Source organism: Pseudomonas sp. NPDC087814, from assembly GCF_044742865.1.
Classification (GTDB): Bacteria; Pseudomonadota; Gammaproteobacteria; order Pseudomonadales; family Pseudomonadaceae; genus Aquipseudomonas.
Map to the genome: position 1 here is coordinate 61,733 of NZ_JBIUVK010000009.1, position 18,457 is coordinate 80,189.

18 protein-coding genes and 1 riboswitch are annotated in these 18,457 nt (G+C 62.6%); of the genes, 12 read left to right on the forward strand and 6 right to left on the reverse strand.

Annotation, left to right across the window (positions count from 1 at the left end; genetic code table 11):
- The first annotated feature begins 10 nt into the window (after positions 1-10).
- Genes tagH through ACIOMR_RS10165 form a run of 7 tightly spaced genes read left to right on the forward strand, consistent with a single transcriptional unit; the run spans position 11 to position 8,877 of the window.
- A complete protein-coding gene (tagH, locus tag ACIOMR_RS10135; RefSeq protein WP_401193819.1) occupies positions 11-1,192 on the forward strand; it encodes a type VI secretion system-associated FHA domain protein TagH in 1,182 nt (393 codons plus the stop codon).
- Between the two features lie 5 nt (positions 1,193-1,197).
- Positions 1,198-1,680 (forward strand): type VI secretion system lipoprotein TssJ, encoded by a 483-nt coding sequence (gene tssJ / locus ACIOMR_RS10140; RefSeq protein ID WP_102604778.1) that lies wholly within the window; start codon positions 1,198-1,200, stop codon positions 1,678-1,680.
- 1 nt (position 1,681) lies between these two features.
- Complete coding sequence (gene tssK, locus ACIOMR_RS10145; protein WP_401193824.1) at positions 1,682-3,010, forward strand: type VI secretion system baseplate subunit TssK; 1,329 nt, start codon at positions 1,682-1,684, stop codon at positions 3,008-3,010.
- A gap of 4 nt (positions 3,011-3,014) precedes the next feature.
- Positions 3,015-3,875: a type IVB secretion system protein IcmH/DotU gene (gene icmH / locus ACIOMR_RS10150; RefSeq protein ID WP_401193827.1), complete on the forward strand. Its 861-nt coding sequence runs from the start codon at positions 3,015-3,017 to the stop codon at positions 3,873-3,875.
- Between the two features lie 15 nt (positions 3,876-3,890).
- Entirely contained in the window at positions 3,891-7,277 is a 3,387-nt protein-coding gene (gene tssM, locus ACIOMR_RS10155; protein ID WP_401193830.1) for a type VI secretion system membrane subunit TssM, read from the forward strand.
- Positions 7,274-8,011, forward strand: coding sequence for a PP2C family serine/threonine-protein phosphatase (locus ACIOMR_RS10160; RefSeq protein ID WP_087694172.1), 738 nt, complete (start codon positions 7,274-7,276; stop codon positions 8,009-8,011). The genes tssM and ACIOMR_RS10160 overlap by 4 nt, the downstream gene beginning before the upstream one ends.
- Positions 7,999-8,877, forward strand: coding sequence for a serine/threonine-protein kinase (locus ACIOMR_RS10165; RefSeq protein ID WP_087694171.1), 879 nt, complete (start codon positions 7,999-8,001; stop codon positions 8,875-8,877). Before ACIOMR_RS10160 ends, ACIOMR_RS10165 begins: the two co-directional genes overlap by 13 nt.
- On the opposite strand, the gene ACIOMR_RS10170 is transcribed toward ACIOMR_RS10165, so the two are convergent.
- Complete coding sequence (locus ACIOMR_RS10170; RefSeq protein ID WP_087694170.1) at positions 8,874-9,203, reverse strand: DUF6388 family protein; 330 nt, start codon at positions 9,201-9,203, stop codon at positions 8,874-8,876. The two genes, ACIOMR_RS10165 and ACIOMR_RS10170, sit on opposite strands and share 4 nt — an antisense overlap.
- A gap of 27 nt (positions 9,204-9,230) precedes the next feature.
- Positions 9,231-10,526 (reverse strand): serine hydrolase domain-containing protein, encoded by a 1,296-nt coding sequence (locus ACIOMR_RS10175; RefSeq protein ID WP_401193951.1) that lies wholly within the window; start codon positions 10,524-10,526, stop codon positions 9,231-9,233.
- Positions 10,527-10,780: 254 nt separating this feature from the next.
- Between ACIOMR_RS10175 and ACIOMR_RS10180 the strand changes: the two genes are divergently transcribed.
- On the forward strand, positions 10,781-12,874 hold the full coding sequence (locus ACIOMR_RS10180) for an EAL domain-containing protein (protein ID WP_102604784.1): 2,094 nt from the start codon (positions 10,781-10,783) through the stop codon (positions 12,872-12,874).
- On the opposite strand, the gene ACIOMR_RS10185 is transcribed toward ACIOMR_RS10180, so the two are convergent.
- Positions 12,852-13,718, reverse strand: a complete 867-nt coding sequence (locus tag ACIOMR_RS10185; protein ID WP_087694167.1) for a LysR family transcriptional regulator — start codon at positions 13,716-13,718, stop codon at positions 12,852-12,854. The genes ACIOMR_RS10180 and ACIOMR_RS10185 overlap by 23 nt on opposite strands.
- 92 nt (positions 13,719-13,810) lie before the next feature.
- Here ACIOMR_RS10185 and ACIOMR_RS10190 point away from each other — a divergent pair, with 92 nt between their 5' ends.
- Positions 13,811-14,365: a DUF4865 family protein gene (locus ACIOMR_RS10190; RefSeq protein ID WP_102604786.1), complete on the forward strand. Its 555-nt coding sequence runs from the start codon at positions 13,811-13,813 to the stop codon at positions 14,363-14,365.
- A 40-nt stretch (positions 14,366-14,405) separates the two neighbouring features.
- Here the strand turns inward: ACIOMR_RS10190 and ACIOMR_RS10195 are convergent, their stop codons facing one another.
- Positions 14,406-15,134 (reverse strand): CbtA family protein, encoded by a 729-nt coding sequence (locus ACIOMR_RS10195; protein WP_032899583.1) that lies wholly within the window; start codon positions 15,132-15,134, stop codon positions 14,406-14,408.
- Positions 15,135-15,149: 15 nt separating this feature from the next.
- Positions 15,150-15,362: a CbtB domain-containing protein gene (locus ACIOMR_RS10200; RefSeq protein WP_003208073.1), complete on the reverse strand. Its 213-nt coding sequence runs from the start codon at positions 15,360-15,362 to the stop codon at positions 15,150-15,152.
- Positions 15,363-15,393: 31 nt separating this feature from the next.
- Positions 15,394-15,533: riboswitch (cobalamin riboswitch) on the reverse strand.
- A gap of 27 nt (positions 15,534-15,560) precedes the next feature.
- Between ACIOMR_RS10200 and ACIOMR_RS10205 the strand changes: the two genes are divergently transcribed.
- From ACIOMR_RS10205 to ACIOMR_RS10215, 3 genes are read left to right on the forward strand one after another with little or no spacing between them, the layout of a single operon-like run.
- Positions 15,561-16,124, forward strand: coding sequence for a histidine phosphatase family protein (locus ACIOMR_RS10205; protein WP_003208075.1), 564 nt, complete (start codon positions 15,561-15,563; stop codon positions 16,122-16,124).
- A gap of 58 nt (positions 16,125-16,182) precedes the next feature.
- On the forward strand, positions 16,183-16,938 hold the full coding sequence (gene cobF / locus ACIOMR_RS10210) for a precorrin-6A synthase (deacetylating) (RefSeq protein ID WP_003208076.1): 756 nt from the start codon (positions 16,183-16,185) through the stop codon (positions 16,936-16,938).
- Positions 16,939-16,950: 12 nt separating this feature from the next.
- Positions 16,951-17,670 (forward strand): alpha/beta hydrolase, encoded by a 720-nt coding sequence (locus ACIOMR_RS10215; protein ID WP_003208077.1) that lies wholly within the window; start codon positions 16,951-16,953, stop codon positions 17,668-17,670.
- Positions 17,671-17,814: 144 nt separating this feature from the next.
- Here ACIOMR_RS10215 and ACIOMR_RS10220 read toward each other — a convergent pair whose 3' ends face one another.
- Entirely contained in the window at positions 17,815-18,393 is a 579-nt protein-coding gene (locus ACIOMR_RS10220) for a hypothetical protein (RefSeq protein WP_401193839.1), read from the reverse strand.
- Positions 18,394-18,457 lie beyond the last annotated feature (64 nt).

The following is an 18,457-nucleotide window of genomic DNA, read 5'->3' on the forward strand; positions in this document are numbered from 1 at the left end:
GAGTCCTGCCATGCAGCTAGTGTTTGAGGTGTGCCCTGCGGGGCCAGCAGAGTCCGCGCCGGCGCTGCGCAAAGTCTTTGACGGTGTGGGGGGCGTCATCGGCCGGGGGGCCGGTTGCGACTGGACCCTGCCTGACACCAGTCGCCAGGTTTCCGGTCGTCACGCGGTGATCAGTTATCGTGACGGCCGGTATTTCCTGACGGATATCAGCAGCAATGGAACCCGCCTGGCAGGCCGCAGTGAGCGCCTGCATGAGGGGCAGCAGCAACCGATAGATGACGGCGCGGTATTTCAGCTGGGGCCGCTGAGTATTCGCGCACGACTGGTCAGCCCACCGCAGGGACAGGGCCAGGACGGATTACACAGGCTGATTCCCGATGATGCATTCCTTGAGCTGGACCCACTGCGGGCACTGGCCAGCGAACTGCAGCGCGAGGACGGGTCGCAAGAGCTGGCGGCCCTGAACATGACCACCTACGAGACATTGCGCTGGACGGACCACGCGGCGCCGGACCGGGATCACCTGACGGTTCCCGAACTTGTGAAGCCTGCGCGCCAGGTTGCCCCAAGTCCGCAATCGCCCGTTCCAGGTCAAGGCTCAGGGCCATTCTGGTTGGGGTTTGCGCAGGCACTCGGTATTGATCTGGGCGACCTCGATGAGTCGGCAAGAGAAGTCCTGGCGATCAAGGCCGCGAGCTTGCTCCGGCAAATGACTGAAGGGTTGCAACAGAGCCTGGGCACCCGTAACGAGCTCAGGCAAGAGCTGAAACTGGCACTCACCCAGACGCCGCTCCAAAGCCCCAACCCACTTAGAGACAGCGCAGACGCCAGTGCGGCCTTGGGGTCGCTGCTGGGTGTCGGGCAACTGGGGCAGGTTTCCGCCGAGATGCTTGTCATGCGGGCGTACCGCGACATGCAGGCTCACGAGGTGGCCTTGCTGGCGGCCTGCCGCGCGGCAGTACGCGGCGCTCTGGCAGCCTTTGCGCCCGGCCATTTGCTGCTGTGCTTCGAACGCCAGGCAAGGCCGCCGCTGATCCCCCGGTGTGGCGCCCGCTGGCGCGCGTATCAGCGCCATTACCAGACACTGATCGAGGACGAGCACTTGAGCGAGCGCCTGCTGGGCAGCGACTTCGCCAAGGCGTACGAGGAACAGATTCGTCTGATCTCAACCCTTCACCGTTATCCAGGATGATCTTCATGTCCCGAGTCACCGTTGCATTGTTGTGCGCTGTAATGGGTTTGCTGGGTGGTTGCTCCCTGTCGCCCTTTTCGAAGTTGACCAAGCTGGACCTGACACTGACCGCCAGCGAACGGGTCAACCCTGATCTCCATGGTCGCCCGTCGCCGATCGTGGTGCACCTGATGGAGCTTCGACACCCCGTGGCTTTTGAAAATGCGGACTTTTTCAGCCTTTATGCTCATGCCGAGCACACGTTGCCCAAGGACCTGGTGAACCTCGAAGAGCTGGAGTTGCGCCCCGGCGATCACTCCACGCTCAAACTCAGTCTTGAGCCCGGCAGTCGTTATGTCGGCGTGCTGGCGGCGTACCGTGATTTGCCTCACTCGCAATGGCGCTATGTGTTGCCGGTGACCGCGCAGCGATTGACCGGCGCTGAACTGATCCTTGATCAGGCCGGCATTCGGTTGGTCAACCCGCAACCCGCGAAGGTGGGCGACTGACATGTACAGCCAAAAAGTCATCTGGCAGGAAGGCATGTTGTTGTGCCCTCAGCATTTCCAGCAAAACGATCGGTACCACGATCAGCAACTCACGCGGCGCACCCAGCTGTTGTGCCGTCACGCCTGGGGCTTCCTGGCCCTGGAAATCGATGTGCAATACCTCAATATGGGCAAGGTCGTTATCAGCCAGGCCAGCGGCATATTGCCGGATGGCAGCCTGTTCGAGCTGGGCGGCGCGATGGAGTCGCTGGTGCTGGAGGTTCCGGTCAATACCGGGAAGCAGTCGATCTACCTGGCCTTGCCGCTGGCCACAGGTAACTGTGTTGAAGCCCGTCGACCCGAGCAGATTGATGTGTTGGCGCGCTACAAGACTCTTGCGGTAGACGTCAGCGACTCCAACGCCGGGGAAGAAGCTCGTCGTCAGGTCAATTGCGGGCAGCTGGATTTTCGCCTGTTGCTGGGGGAGCAACACAGCGACCCGCATTACGTGAAGCTCAAGGTTGCCCAGGTGCTCAGTTGCACCGAGGAGGGCGTCAGCCTGGACCCCGATTTTATCCCGAGCTTCATTCACCTGCATGGCTCCGGCTACCTGCTGTCTTGCCTCAAGGAAGTGATCAGCCTGCTCGCTTACCGGGGGGATGCCATCGCCGAGCGGATTCGCGCCAACGGTACCGCCGCCGGCGCGGAGGTTGGCGACTTCCTGATGTTGCAATTGATCAATCGCACCGAACTGGTCTTGCGTCACTACCTGAGCCTGAGCCAGGTCAGCCCTGAAACGCTGTATCGAACATTGCTGTCGATCCTGGGTGAACTCGCGACGTTTGCCAGCGACAGCAAGCGTGCGCACTTCGAGGGGCATTACCGGCACAGCGACCAGGGCGCCAGCTTTCGTGGATTGATGGAGCCGATTCGCAGCCTGCTGTCGATGGTGCTTGAGCAGCATGCCATTGAGCTGGCGCTGCAGCCTCGCCAGTACGGGGTGCTGGTGTGCCCGGTGAGCGATCTCAACCTGCTGGGTTCGGCGACCTTCATTCTGGCCGCCAGCGCCCATTGTGACGCCGAGGAGCTTCGACACCGGCTTCCGGCGCACCTCAAGGTCGGCCCCGTGGAGCGGATTCGCGAGTTGGTCAACCTGCAGTTGGCGGGCATCAAGGTCAAGCCGCTGCCGGTGGCTCCCCGGCAGATACCGTTTCATGCCGCCAACACCTATTTCATGCTTGAACTCGGTGCCCGGGACATTGAGCAGTTGAAGCAGTCGGGAGGATTTGCCTTCCACGTCAGCGGTGAATTTGCCGAACTGGAACTGAAATTCTGGGCTATCAGGAACTGAGACCATGGACAGGGAATACCCGCAGGACGAGAAAACCGTCCTGCTTGATCGACAGGGACGCGGACCGGCGCAGGGACCGATGACCGACTTCGCATCGCCGCCGCGTTTCGAACAACTGGAAGACCGGATGATCTACGCGGCCCGCTTGCAGGGCGCGGAGCATTTCGACATTGGCCTGAACAGTTTGGTGGCGCCTGCCTGGGAGCTGTTGTCCGAGGTGGTCCGCCTCAAGCGCAGTACCGCCGAGGAAAGCCTGCGCGCCCTGAATGAACGACTCTCGGCGGCAGTCACGCTGTTCGAGACGCGGGCCCGGCATGACGGGGCCCAAAGCAGCGAGGTCATGGCGGCGCGGTATGTGCTGTGCAGCGTGATCGACGAGGCAGTGGTCACCACCTCATGGGGCAGCCAGAGCGATTGGTCGAAGATGAGCCTGCTGAGCAGTTTTCACAACGAAACCTTCGGCGGCGAGAAGTTTTTCCAGTTGCTTGAGCGCATGTCGAGGGACCCCTTCAAGCACCTGGCGATGCTGGAGTTGATGTACCTGTGCCTGTCCCTCGGGTTTGAGGGCAAGTACCGGGTCATGGAGCGTGGGTTGTTGCAGCTTGAACAGGTTCGGGACGCGCTGTATCGGCAGATCCGGCATGTGCGGGGTGATACGCCTGCGGCGTGCGCGCCGTCGCCCAGGCCGGAACAGCCGCGCCGGAAACGGCTGAGAGTCGTGTCGCTCACCTGGATTGCAGTGTTTGTCGCCGCCAGCCTGTTGAGCCTGTATGCAGGATTTGCCTGGGTGCTGGGCCAGCAGCGTGAAGCGGTGTTGCAACCGTATCAACTCGTGGCGCCGGATATTTTCCGGGCGCCGCTCTAACGCAGGGAGCAACGCATGAACGCATTCTTCAGGAGCGCGGGCGCCGTGCTGGGCAGGGTTTGGGTCTGGAGCCTGCTGCTGGTGCTCGCGGTCGCAATGACCGTGTGGTTCTTCGGGCCACTGCTGGCTGTCGACGACTATCGATTCTGGCAAGCGGCGGCATCGCGCTTGCTGACAATCAGCGGGCTGTTTTTGTTGTGGGGCCTGGCGATGGTGTATGCCAATTGGCGCAGTATGGCCCGGCAATCAACCGTCGATGACGGCGAACCACGCCCGCGCAAAGGCCAGGTTGAAAACGAGCAGCGGCACCTGCGCGGTCGCTTCAAGGACGCTTTGTACACCCTGAAACACTCCCGGATTTATGGTGAACGCAGCCCGCGTTGGCGTAATGCATTGCCCTGGTATTTGCTGATCGGCAAGGAAGGCAGTGGCAAGTCCCGGATGTTGGCCGCCAGTGGCTTGCAGTTGCTCCAGGATCAGGGCGCGTCGGTAGCGACGCAGGGCGGTGCCACGCGGGACTGTGACTGGCATTTCGCCGAGGACGGCGTGTTGCTCGACGTCGCCGGCCGCTACCTTACCCAGCCTGACAGCCAGGTGGATGGCGCGGGTTGGTCGACGCTGCTGGAGCTGCTCAAGGTGCGGCGCCGGACACGCCCGCTCAATGGTGTGGTGGTGGCGCTGTCCACGGACACATTGCTCCATGGCAGCGAGCGTCAGATGGAGAATGAGGCGCGGGCAGTCCAGAGTCGGTTGCTGGAGATCCGCCAGACGTTGCATGTGGAGGTGCCGGTCTACCTGGTGGTGACCCAGGCCGACCGCCTGCCGGGGTTTGCGGAGTTCTTCGAGCGGCCGTTGGGCGAAGGCAGTGATGCGGTGTTGGGCGAATCTATCGTCCCAGGCAAAGCGGGTATTGGCATTGCCCAGGTACGACAGGCGTTTGAAGCACTGCTGCAGCGCTTGAGCGGTGAGCTTGTGCAGCGCCTGCACCAGGAACGCAACAGTGATCTGCGCGGACGGATGCTCGACTTTCCCCATCAGGCGGCCCGGATTGGCGAACGCCTGAGCCTCTATATCGACGTTGCTTTTTGCGGCCCGCGTTATCAGCACACTAACGGCTTTCGTGGTTTCTACTTGACCAGCGCCGACGGTGGCCCACAGGCACTTGAACCACGTTCGCACTTTATCCAGGGCTTGTTCAGCCGGGTGATTCTGGCGCAAGCCGACCTGGCGGACCTCGATAGCCAGGAGCGCCGTCGAATCCGCCGGCACCAGGGGGGGCTGGCCCTGGGCGCACTAGTGGTCGTCGTGGCGGCGGGCTTGCTGTGGACCCACAGTTACTCCTCCAATCATCAGCGTCTGGAGCAACTGCAGGCGCTGGCACGACAGCCCGCACCCGTGCAGCCTGGGTCAGACGCTACCCAGGCACTCCTGCCGCTGCTGGACAGCCGCCTGGCGGCCACGCGGATTTTCCCCTTGCCGGGCGAAGCCAGGCTGGTTGAGCGGATGGGGTTGTATCAGGGCAGTATCAGCCGTCCGGTGCTGGAGCAGGCCTACGAGCGTGCCTTGGGCCGGCTGTTGCTGTCCCAGGTCAGCGAGATGCTGCAGGAACAGGTTCGCGGCAGCCTGGAAGATCGTGAGCGGCTGCTGGATAACCTCCGGGCGTACCTGATGCTCAACCTGCGGGAGCGGCGGGATGTCGGCTGGCTGCGTGAGCGGGTGGCGGGGCATTGGTCTGTACGGTTTGCCGGTGAGCCCTCCGTGCAAAACCGGTTGAATGAACATTTCGCGCGCTTGCTTGAGCAGCCGTTCGTGCAGCCGCTCGATGACGAGCTGGTGGCCCGCGCGCGCCACGTGTTGCGGGGCGAATCGCTGGTTGACGTGGTGTACCGGGTGCTGCGCGAACAAGCTCGCGGCCTTGAACCGTTGCGCCTTGCACACGGGCGGGTGTTTGACGGGGGCGAGCGTTCCATTCCGGGGTTTTATACCCGCACGTACCAGCGGCATTTTGAAGCGCAGGGCGCGCGGCTGGTGAACACCATCGTCCAGGACAACTGGGTGCTGGGAGAGGGCGCCGACCTGAGCGCCATGGATTTGCAACGGTTGATGGTGGAGCTTGAACAACGCTACTTCAGCGAGTATGCCGATGCCTGGAGCGAGGCGCTTGGGCAGGTTGGCCTGCGTGAAACTGAAAACTCCAGGCAAGGCGCCGAGCAGCTCGCCAGCTTGACGTCGGCCCAGTCGCCGTTGTTGCAGTTGTTGCAGCAGGTTCGTGACCACACGCGCCTGCCGTCGGCCAGTGAGCGCCTCGACGAGCTGGCTGCCAAGCTGCCTGGGCCTGCGGCAGAGCGGTTGCCGACCGCCGCCGGGCTGGTCAATGCCTTGCCCGACAGCGCACGGCGAGCCATGCAGCGCCGCTTCGAGCCCTTGCACCAGTTGCTGGACAGCCAGGAGAACCCGGGGGCCGAGTTGACCGGCGTGTTACAGGCGCTCAACGACTTGCACCTGCAGTTGGCGAGCTTGAATCGCGAAGGCGCGCCGGAGCCGGTCGCGTTCGAGATGGTCAAGCGGCGGATCCAGGGGCAACAGGATGCGCTGAGTAACCTGCGCAACGTGGCCGCTCGTTTGCCGCTGCCGCTGGCGGGCTGGTTCGAAAGCCTGGCCGACGAGCATTGGCGCCTCATGCTCGACCAGGCCTATCGGCATGTGAACCAGCGTTATCAGAGCGAGGTATATGGTTTCTACAGCCGGGCGATCAAGCTGCGTTTCCCGTTCAATGCCCACGCCAGCAGCGACGTTTCCCTCAACGACTTCCAGGAGTTTTTCAAGCCTGAGGGGATCATGGCGCGATTCTTTGACAGCTATCTGAAGCCTTTCGTCAGCGGTGATTCCGGGCGCTACAGGCTGCGTAGCCTGGATGGGCGCAGCTTGCCGATGTCTCGGGCGTTGCTCGACCAGCAGGCGAAGGTGCAGGTGATCAGGCGCGGTTTTTTTGCGGATGAGCCGGGGGACTTGCAGGTTCGTTTCACGCTCGCACCCTATAGCCTGGACCCGTCGGTGAGTCGCGCGGTCTTGCGTTTGGGTGGCCAGCAGATGGAGTACCGGCACGGGCCGATTGTCCCCATGGCGATGCAATGGCCAGCCGAGGCTGAGAATGGTCGCAGCAGCCTGGTACTGGAGCGTGGCAGCGAGCGGGCGCTGGGGCTCGAAAAAAATACGGGGGCCTGGTCCCTGTTTCGCTTGTTCGACTTGATGCAGAGCGAACCCTCCAGCGGGCAGGATGAGCTGATCCTCAAGGCTGACCTGGCAGGCTTGCGCGCCAACTACCTGCTGACCAGCCGACGCACCCCCAATCCATTCCAGATGGCGCAGTGGCGAACTTTTCGCCTGCCGGAGCAGTTGTGAGCCAACCTCGCGACCGCTGGCACAGCGCCGGTCGCACAGACCGTGGAAAGGTCCGTTTACGCAACGAGGATGCCTTTCTCGATTGCCCCGGGACGGGCTGCTGGGCCGTGGCGGACGGGATGGGCGGGCATCAGGCGGGGGATATCGCCAGCCAGTTGGTGGTCGATGGCCTGGCGTCATTGCCCGGCCAGGGCAGCCTGGATGAACGCGTCGAGGCGACCCGTCGTTGCCTGCAATGGCTCAACCGGCGGCTGGGCGATGAATTGACGCTGGCCTCCCATGGCGCCGAGGCCATCATGGGAAGCACGGTCGTGGCGTTGTTGCTTCAGGGCGATCGCGCTGCGTGTGTCTGGGCCGGTGACAGTCGTTGCTATCTGTGGCGCGGGCAGACGCTGTACCAGCTGTCGCGAGACCATTCGCTGTGTGAGCAATTGATTGACCAGCAGGTGAGCCCGGAACAGGCCAGGGCCCATCCAGACGCACGGGCCTTGACCCGGGCCATCGGCTCGCGGGCACCACTGAGCCCGCAGGTCCTGGAACTCGGTACCTTGGCAGGGGATGTGTTTCTGTTGTGCAGCGACGGCCTGTACCAGGCGCTTAGCCACTCTGAGTTGGGCCAGGCCTTGAGCCAGGGAAACCCGCAACGTGTCCTGGACCAGCTGTTTGCAGGTGTCTTGCGCGGCACGGCCGGCGACAACCTGACCGCTGTGGTGGTGCAGTCATGCGCGACCTGACCCACTTTGCCTTTGCCAAGGCCCCGATAAACCCACCGCGCGACGGAGCCCCCGAGTTGCTGGCCGGGCGGTACCTGATCGAGCGCGTGTTGGGCGCAGGCGGCATGGGCGTGGTCTATCGTGCGCGGGACCTGCTGCACGAACAGTTTGGCGAACCCTGTTCCAGTGTCGCGATCAAGGTGTTGGGCGAAGCCATCCGCGAGTCTGCGGATGCCCACGTGTTGCTGTACAACGAGTTTGCCCTGACCCGCAGCCTGCGGCATGAGCAGGTGGTGCGTGTGTATTCATTTGAAGTGGATGCTCCCGGCCAGATCGCATTCTTTACCATGGAACTGCTCCAGGGCATGACCCTGGACCGGTTGCTGCTGGAGTGCCCCGGCGGTTTACCCTGGCAAGCGCTGCAAGGCATCGCCGTGCAATTGCTCGACGCGTTGCGCCATAGCCATCAGCAGGGTGTGCTGCACGGGGATGTGAAACCCGCCAATGTCATGGTGGGAGACGGCGGCTTGCGCTTGTTCGATTTCGGTCTGGGCGAGGCTTGCGGACAGGCCCCGGCAGGTTCTCCAGGCTTGAGTCGCAGCCGCTTCAATGCCTGGACGCCCGCGTACGCCGCGCCGGAGTTGCTGGCTGGCGGAGCACTGTCGGCCAGCGCCGACCTGTATGCAGTGGCCTGTGTATTGTACGAGTTGGCACAAGGCCGACGCCACGCCAGTGACAGGCCGGCCCGGCCCCGGCAACTGCCTCGCCATTGCTGGCCTGTATTGCGTACGGCGTTGACGGCTGACCCTGAACGCAGGGCCGTTACCCTTGATGAATTACGCGCGGTGCTCGCTGATCGCAGGAAGGGCCTGGGCCGCTGGTTCTAGACGGGCAAGTCGTGCAGCTGGCAATACTCGAACCAACTCAGGCCTGCCATTTGCGCCACCTCCTTGTGCACCTCAAGGCGTTGCGCCTCGAACTCCGCCGGGGAATGCGCCGTCAATTTCAGCGTCAGTTCCCAGGCAAACAAGCCCTGTTGCTCCGCTTCTGCCTCGAAGGCTTCATGCAGGCGCTCGGCGCGGTACTGCTCCATGGTTTCCCCTTTGGCCTGGGCCGCCAGGGGGTTCAACGTATTCAGTTCCGCGGCCAGGGCCGGGTGTTCACTCAAGAATCGGTCCAGGGCTAGCTGGTGGTTTTCGCCGGGTTGGGACAAAGGTTTACTCCACGGTAAGAGAGACGGTCAGTCTGGCTTGGACATTAAAAAAGCCGCCATGGCTGCATAGGCGGGCAAGGTCACCCCATCATTGGCGGCGTTGCCGGCCACCGGGTGGGAGGCATAGCGAACAATCACCATTTCAGCCTTGGGGTCGATGTAGATGCTCTGGCCATGCACCCCACGCGCCATGAACGCCCCGTCGGGATTGTGGGTTACCCACCACATGTTGCGATAGCTCCAGCCCTTCAATTGAGCGTAGCCGGCCTGGGCGAACGCCTGCTTGTCGCCGCCCTGGCGAATATCCGTCACCACGCTTTCGGGCACGATCTGCTGGCCATTGAAGCGCCCGCCGTTGCGCAGCATCTCGGCAAACCGGGCCAGGTCCCGCAGCCCGGTGTTCAGGCCGCCACCGGCGAAGGGTGTGCCGATGGAGTCGACGGTGAAGTAGGCGTCCTGTTCGGCGCCAAGCCGACTCCAGATGCGTTCGCTGAGCAGTTGCGCGACATTGCGTCCGGTCGCGCGGGCAATCACCCAGCCAAGTACGTCGGTATTGACGGTCTTGTAGCCGAAGGCACGCCCGTGTTCGCCACGCTGCTTAACCGTTTGCAGGAACTCGTAGTAGCTGCGCGGCCCGGTGTAGTCCTTGGGTTTGGGTAGCGGGTTGCCGGCCTGGGCGTGGGCCCAGACTTCGGCGTTGGGGTCGGCATAATCTTCGCTGTAGTCCAGGGCGGTGGTCATGTCCAGCACCTGGCGCAAGGTGGCGCTGCCAAAGGCCGAGCGGCCGAGTTCGGGCACATAGTCGACGATCTTTTTCTGTGGGTCCAGGGTGCCATCGGCCACCAGCATCGCGCCCAGGGTACCGATCACCGATTTGGTGACCGACATGGCCGCGTGTTGCCCATCCTCCTTGAGCACCCCGAAATAACGCTCATAAACCACCGTGCCGCGATGCATCACCACGATGCCATCGGTGTAGGTGGCGTCCAGGGCCTGGCGCCAGGTCAGCGGCTGGGTCGCATCCACTGGCTGCACGGGGATTGCATCGAGTGCCGGGTCGAGTTTGCGTGGCAATGCCAGCGGTGCGCCGAGCCCGCGGGAGACGTTCACCGTGGGCATCAATTGGCGAAAGTTGGCGACACTCCAGCGCATCGCCGGGAAGCGGAAATAGCTGCCGTCTTCAAAGCGTACGGTGCGGTCGGCCGGCGGCGGTGCGCCGACCATCCATTGCAGCCTGGCCGGGTCGCTGGCCTGGGCATCGGCGAAGGTCGGGGTGGCGGCGCCGGCCAACGGGCTGGTCAGCCCAAGCAGCGCACAGGCCATGAGGGGAGTGAATCGCAGCATCAGTCGAGTCCGTTCGAGGGGGGCGTCGTTTTTTACGACAACCAGTGCGCCAAAGGATGGGCCAACCCGAGCCAATCGACAAGCAGCAAGCCCCTGCGGTGATTCTGAATAAATGCGCCAGGGGCGGCAAAAGCCTTTCGCTTGCGGTGTCAGGGCGTGTAGCGTTACCCCGTGATAAGGCGACAGCCAGGTGTTATTTTGCGACCCTGGCATCAGGGACCGAGGGACAGGTGATGGCGCAAACGCTGTTCAAGCTTTTCTTCACCCAGCGGCTGGCGGCCCTCGCCAGTACCGAGTCGTTGCGGGCCATACGCGAGGGGCTGTTGTGGATCCTGCCGTGCCTGCTGGTATCGGCCGGTTTCCTGATCCTGTCCGAATGCGCCCGAGTGCTGGGTTTCGACCCTCAGGTGGTGGCCTTCCTGGCGGGGTTGCACAACCAGATCAGCTCGGTGATCCCGCTGCTGGTGGCAGCCTCCATCGGTTACATGCTCGCGATCCAGCACCGCCTGCCGCAACTCCCGGTAGCGTTCCTGTGCCTGGCCCATGTAGTGATCGCCACGTTTGTGCTGCGGGATTTTCCCCGAGCCTCGGCGACCTTCGTGTTGTTCATCGCCATCGCCTCACCGCTGATCAATGTGCCCGCCATCGCCTGGCTGCATCGGCGTCGCTGGACGCGGTTGATCAACGAAGACCTGGTGGGGCACAACCTCAAGGGCACCCTCAATATGGTGGTGCCGGGGGCAATCACGGCGCTCGGGCTGGTGCTCGTGCTGTCGTTGCTGTTGCAGATTCCGCAGGTGGCACAGCTTCAGGGGCCGCAGGTGCTCGATGCACTGGAGACGCCCTATGGCAGCGGCCTGTTTGTGACCCTGATGAATTCGCTGCTGTGGTTTTTCGGAATCCATGGGGTCTACGCCATGCAGCCGTTTTTTGATGTGCTGGACCAGGCGGTCGGGCTCAATAATGCGGCGGTGGCCGCGGGCGAGCCGGTCAAATATCTACTGAATGGCGGCTTGCTGGGCAGTTTCGCGTTTATCGGCGGTTCGGGTGGTGCCCTGTGCCTGCTGCTGGCGATCCTGCTGTTTTCCAAAAGCCGGTCCATGCGATTGGTGGCGATGGCGAGCCTGCCGTTGTCGTTGTTCAATGTCAGTGAAGTGCTGTTGTTTGGCTTGCCGATCATTCTTAACCCGCGGCTGTTCATTCCCTTTCTGGTGGTCCCGGCGTTCAACGTGATACTGGCGTTGATGGTGGTGCAGATTGGCTGGGTGTCGCCTGCGGTGGTGAGCGTGCCATTTACCGCGCCGGTGTTGCTCAACGCCTACCTGAGCACCCACGGCGATCTCGCGGCAGTGTTGCTGCAGGTGGTGTTGCTGGGGGTTGGCATGCTGATCTATGCGCCCTATGTGCGTGCGATCAACCGCCAGGCCACGGAGGGCGGCACGGTGTATTTGAAGTCGCTGGACATGACCTTTCGCGGCCTGGAAGAAAAAGGCCGCTTGCTGGAGCTGGACCCGGTGATGGCGTCCCACAAGGCCCAGGCGCGCCAGGTCAGCGAGTTGAGTCATATCCAGCAGATCAGCGACTACGAGTTCTACCTCGAATTCCAGCCGCAGATTTCCACCCGGACCGGGCTATGCACCGGTTGCGAAGCGTTGATGCGGGCCCGGGACGCCGAAGGTACGGTGCATTCACCCTGGGAGTTCCTGCAATGGCTGGCCCATGCCAGGTTGATGCCCGACGTGGATGTGTGGGTGGCATCCCAGGCTGTGCGCCAGTACCAGAAGTGGCAGAAGGTCGGGTTTACGTTGCCGATGACGATCAATATCTCCAGCGCCACGCTGACTACCCCGGCGTATGGTGATCGGCTGGTGGAGATACTGGCCCAGGCCCACGGGCAGGTTTCGGTGGAGATCACCGAGGATGCGCTGGTGGGCGATATCCAGGGCACGCGGCAGATGATCGAGAAGCTCCAGGCGATTGGTGCCAAGGTGTATATCGACGACTTCGGCACCGGATTTTCAGCGCTGAGTTACCTGCACCAGTTCCCCGTGGATTTCATCAAGATCGATCGCAGTTTCGTGGTCGCCCAGCATGATCCAAAGGGCGCCCAGGTGTTGACCGGGATGCTGCGGTTCTGTGAGGCGCTGAACCTCGGGGTAGTGGTGGAAGGCGTGGAAACCGCCGAGCAACTGGCGTTTTTGCAGTCGGGCTCGGAGCTGATCATCCAGGGCTGGTATTTCAGCAAGGCGCTGCCGGGCGATGAACTGGAGCGGTTCGTGCGCGGGCGGTATACCCAGATGCAATCTAACGCTCCAGAACCCCTCTGAAGGTTGCGCTCAACGCCCGCAATGTCTCGCGGGAGCGGCCGTCGCTGATGCGGCTATGCAGCACGATTTCACTGACGGGCAATGCCGGTAATCCGTACTGTTCGCTGACGTCCACGGCGCCCGCCGGCGCCACTCGCCGGGCCAGCGCCGCCACACCCAGGCCGGCGCTGACTGCCGCACCTACCGCCATTACGCCGCCGCCGACAAACACTTCGGTCCAGTCAATCCGCGCCTCATCCAGCGCGCGCACCGCCAGGTGTCGCACGCCGCAGGGCGAGGCCATGGTTGCCATGCGCAGGGGCGTGCCGGGCGTGTGCTGCCAGGTAGGCGCGGCGAACCAGCCAAAGCGCTCCACCACCAATACCTCACCGTCCTGGCGATCGCCTTCGTTGCGCACGATCACCGCGTCCAGTTCGTTGCGGTCGAACGCCGCCACCAGGTCGCGGGACGAAGCGATCCGCACCTCCAGGATCACCAGCGGGTCATAGGCAGCCAGGCGGCTGAGCCACAGTGGCAGGTCCGGCCCGGCCACGTGGTCGCTGATGCCGATCACCAACCGTCGCGGGGCGCCATTGCCCATGTCACCCAACGCCCGTTCGTGGGCATTGAGCAATGCGCGGGCGGCGACGATGAACTGCTCGCCCTGGGGCGACAGCCGCACATGCCGCGGTGTGCGCACCAGCAGGCGATAACCGAGGCGTTCTTCCAGGCGCTTGAGCTTGAGGCTGATGGCTGCCTGCGAGGTGTCCAGTGCCTGGGCCGCGCGGGTGAAGCTGGCGAAATCGGCGACCAGGACAAAGGCGTGCACGGTGTCGATATCCAGCGGCTTGAGTGCGTCGGTCATTTCAGTTCCTTATCATACCTATATCCGGTGATATCTTGCTGAAATCATGGGCGCTGCGCAAGCTGGGCACTCATCTGAACAGGAGCGCCATGATGTTTGCCAAACAGTATTCACACCGCTTGCCAGCCGATTACGACATGGGTGTCATCCGTGAGCGGGCCGCTCGCCTGGGGCCGTTGTGGGATCATGCCGAGGGTTTGCTGTTCAAGGCGTTTATCGCCCAGGAGCGAGGGCAGGGGCCGGGGGTGGGTAACCTGTATTCGTCGGTTTATCTGTGGTCGGATCCTTTGCAGGCTGCGGATTTCTTGCTCGGCGAGCGCTTCCAGAAGGTCCTCGACAGTTTTGGCCAGCCGCACATTGAGTCCTGGTTACCGCTGGACGTGCAGCGAGGTCCGGCGCAAGACGCCTTGAGCCTGTATCGGGAGGAGTGGGCGCTGGCGCCGGGGGCGGACCGCGGGCAAATCCTCGCCGCAGAAAAGGCCCGCAACCAGCAGCTCGCGGACAGCAGCGATAACTTCGCGGTGTTTCTGGCGCTGGATGTGCAGGCGTGGAAGCTGGTGCGAATTACCTTGTCGGCCAAGGTGCTGGATGTGAACCATCCGGGCAATGGCTACGAGGTGTTCTACCTGGCGCGGCCCGGGGTGTGAATGCCGGTAGCCGCCGATGCGTCGGCGGCTACCTGTACCGTCAGGAATTGAGACGCGCCTGAGGCTGGCTCAGCTTGCGCTCGGCCACGGCGCCGAACACCAGGCCCAGGGTGGTCCACAGCACCAGTTGAATCCCCAGGGAAGCCACCCGGAATTTCCACAGCAACACTGCCGAGAACTGTTCCGGCACTTCGTTGATGGTCGGGAACAAGCTGCCGGCCACCGACACGATCACGATGTACAGCGCCACACCGAGAATCGCGCCTGCCCATAGGCCACGGCTGGCAATCAGCTTGCGCGCCGCGTTGATCGCAATCACCGCAGCCGCCACCGACACCAGCAGCATCAGGAAGAACAGCTTGGTGCGTTGCGCGATGGTGGCCGGGTCGCCCACCGATGGCGGGTTGGCCGGATACTTCAGCCCCGGCACCACGATGATCGTCACAAACGCCGCCAATGCCAGCAGCGCTGCCAAGCCACGGGGGCCGACCTTGCCGATGCGGCCCAGGGAGTAGGCGAACACCAAGGCGAAAATGCCACCCAGGGAGACGCTGTACACCACCACGCCGGTGAACAGGCCGAAGGTACTTTGTACTTCGCGGCTCACCAGTTCTTCTTCCGGCGCGTCGCCGTGCATCTGTGCCATCTGATCTTCGAAGGCGATGGCCTTGTCGATCTGCGGCTCACCAAAGGTCTTGGCGAAGCCGAAGGCCAAGATGCCGGCGAGCAGGCCCACCAGCATCCCGCGAACGAGTAAATGCCCTGTCATGTCGTCACGCTCCAATCAATGGCAGGGGAAACCCAGCAGGTGGCGACCGTCATGCACAAACTCATGCACGTACATGCCTTTGAACACGGCCGTCGCGCCTTGCTCGGCGCCGACGAAGTAAATCGCGAGCAATAGCAGCAGGCCGCCGAAGATCGCCCAGGGCAGGATTTCGCCCAGGGGAATGGACGGTATTGAAACGTCGGAGCCAGTTGCAGCGGTATAAGCCATGAGAACCTCCAGGGATGACGCGTCCCGAAATGGATAGCGAGTTGGCTGAAACAGGGTCTGGCTTACGGCTAAAAGGCCGAATACAGTGGCGCGACCGCGCCGGCATTGAACCGGCTTCCTGTTGCAGAATAGTTGAAACATGTTGAAACAACTTCGCAAGTCTACGCTGACTGCACCTTAAAACCAGAGCGATTTGTCATGCAGGCCACCCGTTTGACCCTTGTTGCCCACGCCAGCACCCGTGCCCAGAAACAGGCACGCTTTGCGCTGGATGAGTCGGTGGAGATGGACTGGCAGCAGGCGGCGCTTTCCCAGGGGCAACGCTTCAAGCGTGCACCCCGGGTGCTGTGCGGCCCGGAGGCGCGGACCCGGCAGACGGCGGCGCTGTTTGCCGACGATGCTTTGGTTGAAACAGCCCTGCGCGATTGTGATTTTGGCCGCTGGCAAGGGTTGGCGATCGAGGAGGTTCAGCAGGCCGAACCCGAAGCGCTTCAGGCCTGGTTGACCGACAGCACCTCGGCGCCCCACGGCGGCGAGTCGGTAGTGCAACTGTGTGAGCGGATAGGGCAGTGGTTGCAGTCCCTCGAGCAATCCCCGGGGCATGTCGTGGCGGTGACGCATCCATTTGTGATCCGCGCAGCGCTGCTGCATGTCATGCAATGCCCACCCGCCATGTTCAACCTGATCGACGTGGAACCGCTGTCATCCACCGAGTTGCGCTTCAATGGGCGTTGGCGCCTGCGCCTGGAAACTCACGCCTGACGTCCCGAACATGGCAAAATCCGTTCCCCGCACCGAGACCACCCATGAAGACTTTCCCATGAAACGCATCCTGATCATCGGCATTGGCGCCGGCAACCCTGACTACATCACGATGCAGGCGGTCAAGGCGCTCAACCGCACCGACGTGTTTTTCCTGATGGACAAGGGCCAGAGCAAGGACAAGCTGATCGACCTGCGCCGGGAAATCTGCGAGACCTACATCACCGATCACGCCTACCGCTTTGTCGAGGCCGATTGCCCCGAGCGGGTGCGTGGCGATATCGACTACACCACCGCCGTGAAGGACCTGAACCGCGACAAGCAGCAGACCTTCGAACGGATGATCAATGAAGAAATGGCCGACGGCGAAGTGGGCGCATTCCTGGCCTGGGGCGACCCCGCACTGTACGACAGCACCATTCGTATCCTGCAGGCGATCCTCGCCAGCGGCAGCTGCGAATTCGAATTTGAAGTGATCCCCGGGATCACCAGCGTCCAGGCGTTGGCGGCGCAGCACAAAGTGCCGCTGAACCGCATCGGTCGCTCCATCGAAATCACCACCGGGCGCCGGTTGGCGGCGGGGCAGGCGAGTGATGCCGACACCCTGGTTGTCATGCTCGATGCCGAAGATTCCTACCGCACCGTGGCCGATCAGGACCTGGATATCTACTGGGGCGCCTACCTGGGCACACCGGATGAAATCCTGATCAGCGGCAAAGTGGCCGAGGTTGCCGAAGAGATTGAACGTGTGCGCAAGGCGGCGCGCCAGGCCAATGGCTGGATCATGGATACCTATTTGTTGCGCAAACCCTAGAGGTTGATGCTCATGCTCAAACTGATTGCCCTGACGGTAGCGCTGTTTACCGGCGCCGCACAGGCCGAAGACGTATTGCACACCGACCTGCCGCTGCCTTACCTGGAACAGACTCAAAGTGATGCCCGCAACGAGCCGCTGGTGATCTTCCTGCACGGTTATGGCAGTGACGAGGCCGACCTGTTCGGGCTCAAGGACCGCTTGCCGTCGACCTGGACCTACCTGTCTGCACGGGCACCGATGCCGGTGGAGGGCGGTGGTTATCGCTGGTTTCGCAAGAAGCCGGGCGATGGCGATTTTGATGGCGAGACCGCCGACCTGCAGAGCAGCGCCAAGCTGATCGAAGCCTTCGTCGCCCAGGCCACCACCAAGTACCACACCCAACCTGAGCGGGTGTTTCTGGTAGGGTTCAGCCAGGGTGCGATCATGTCGTATGAAGTCGGGTTAAGACATCCCGAAACCCTGCGCGGGATTGCGGCGTTGAGCGGCAGCCTGCTGCCGGTACTCAAGGCCGAACTCAAGCCGGATGCGCCACTGGGCAAGCTGGCAATTTTCATCGGTCACGGGACGCTGGACCAGGCGCTGCCGTACTACTCGGCAACGCGGGCCAACGAGGTATTGCAGGGGATTGGCCTCACCCCGGAATTCCACGGCTACCCGGGGATGATTCATACCGTCGGTGAGGCGGAGTTGCTGGACTTGAAGCAGTGGCTGGAAAAGAGCCTGCGTTGAATCCTGCGATGTGAACGCGATAAAAATGTGGGAGCGGGCTTGCTCGCGAAGACGGTGTTGCAGTCAGCACATGTATTAACTGACCCACCGCATTCGCGAGCAAGCCCGCTCCCACATTGGATTTTCACTGCCAGATAAAACCGGTTATTTACCGCCGATAATCTGCTTCACCAACAGTGCATGACCGGCTTCATCATCCGCCCGGGAAATGGCCTGCACCACCAATTGGTGGCTGCCGGAGCCCGTCAGGAAGGTGGAACTCAGTGTCTTGCCACCGCCCATGGTCGCGGTGCTGTCGACCTGGCGCAGGGCCAGGCCTTTCACGGTGAGTTTCTTCTCGGCGCCTTTCTTGAAGTCCGGCAGGGCGGCGCTTTGTTCCTTGACGAAATCCGCCACGGCACCGTCGAGGAACTGCGGGTCGTTGTCCTTGATCAGGCCGGCGACACTCGGTTTTTCGACGACGAAGATCACGCTTTTGGTGGCCTGGTCACTGTACATCGTGCCGCTGGCGCCTGCGGTGCCGTGCTCGGCATCACCGGCCGGCAGTGGGTCGGCCAGGTAGGACTTGGGCAGGTTGAAGCTGAACTTGCCATCCAGGGTGGAGATGGTCTGGGTGGCGGTCTTCTGCGCCGCTGGCTTGCTGGCGGCGAGGACTTGGCTGGCGCCGAGCCCGGCGGCCAGCGCGAGGGCCAAGAGGGCTGCGGTCTTGCTGAGGGTGGCCATGAAGCTCTCCAGGGATGAACGAAATTGCGCCGTATTCTGTCAGAAAACTCGCAAGATCGTTCAT

Excerpts from the sequence above, each read along its gene's own strand:
- icmH (WP_401193827.1), top strand. The coding sequence starts at position 3,015 with ATGGACAGGGAATACCCGCAGGACGAGAAAACCGTCCTGCTTGATCGA.
- tssJ (WP_102604778.1), top strand. The coding sequence starts at position 1,198 with ATGTCCCGAGTCACCGTTGCATTGTTGTGCGCTGTAATGGGTTTGCTG.
- ACIOMR_RS10185 (WP_087694167.1), bottom strand. The coding sequence starts at position 13,718 with ATGACCGACGCACTCAAGCCGCTGGATATCGACACCGTGCACGCCTTT.
- ACIOMR_RS10190 (WP_102604786.1), top strand. The coding sequence starts at position 13,811 with ATGTTTGCCAAACAGTATTCACACCGCTTGCCAGCCGATTACGACATG.
- tssK (WP_401193824.1), top strand. The coding sequence starts at position 1,682 with ATGTACAGCCAAAAAGTCATCTGGCAGGAAGGCATGTTGTTGTGCCCT.
- ACIOMR_RS10205 (WP_003208075.1), top strand. The coding sequence starts at position 15,561 with ATGCAGGCCACCCGTTTGACCCTTGTTGCCCACGCCAGCACCCGTGCC.
- ACIOMR_RS10165 (WP_087694171.1), top strand. The coding sequence starts at position 7,999 with ATGCGCGACCTGACCCACTTTGCCTTTGCCAAGGCCCCGATAAACCCA.
- tssM (WP_401193830.1), top strand. The coding sequence starts at position 3,891 with ATGAACGCATTCTTCAGGAGCGCGGGCGCCGTGCTGGGCAGGGTTTGG.
- ACIOMR_RS10180 (WP_102604784.1), top strand. The coding sequence starts at position 10,781 with ATGGCGCAAACGCTGTTCAAGCTTTTCTTCACCCAGCGGCTGGCGGCC.
- ACIOMR_RS10220 (WP_401193839.1), bottom strand. The coding sequence starts at position 18,393 with ATGGCCACCCTCAGCAAGACCGCAGCCCTCTTGGCCCTCGCGCTGGCC.
- cobF (WP_003208076.1), top strand. The coding sequence starts at position 16,183 with ATGAAACGCATCCTGATCATCGGCATTGGCGCCGGCAACCCTGACTAC.
- ACIOMR_RS10175 (WP_401193951.1), bottom strand. The coding sequence starts at position 10,526 with ATGGCCTGTGCGCTGCTTGGGCTGACCAGCCCGTTGGCCGGCGCCGCC.
- ACIOMR_RS10195 (WP_032899583.1), bottom strand. The coding sequence starts at position 15,134 with ATGACAGGGCATTTACTCGTTCGCGGGATGCTGGTGGGCCTGCTCGCC.
- ACIOMR_RS10215 (WP_003208077.1), top strand. The coding sequence starts at position 16,951 with ATGCTCAAACTGATTGCCCTGACGGTAGCGCTGTTTACCGGCGCCGCA.
- tagH (WP_401193819.1), top strand. The coding sequence starts at position 11 with ATGCAGCTAGTGTTTGAGGTGTGCCCTGCGGGGCCAGCAGAGTCCGCG.
- ACIOMR_RS10200 (WP_003208073.1), bottom strand. The coding sequence starts at position 15,362 with ATGGCTTATACCGCTGCAACTGGCTCCGACGTTTCAATACCGTCCATT.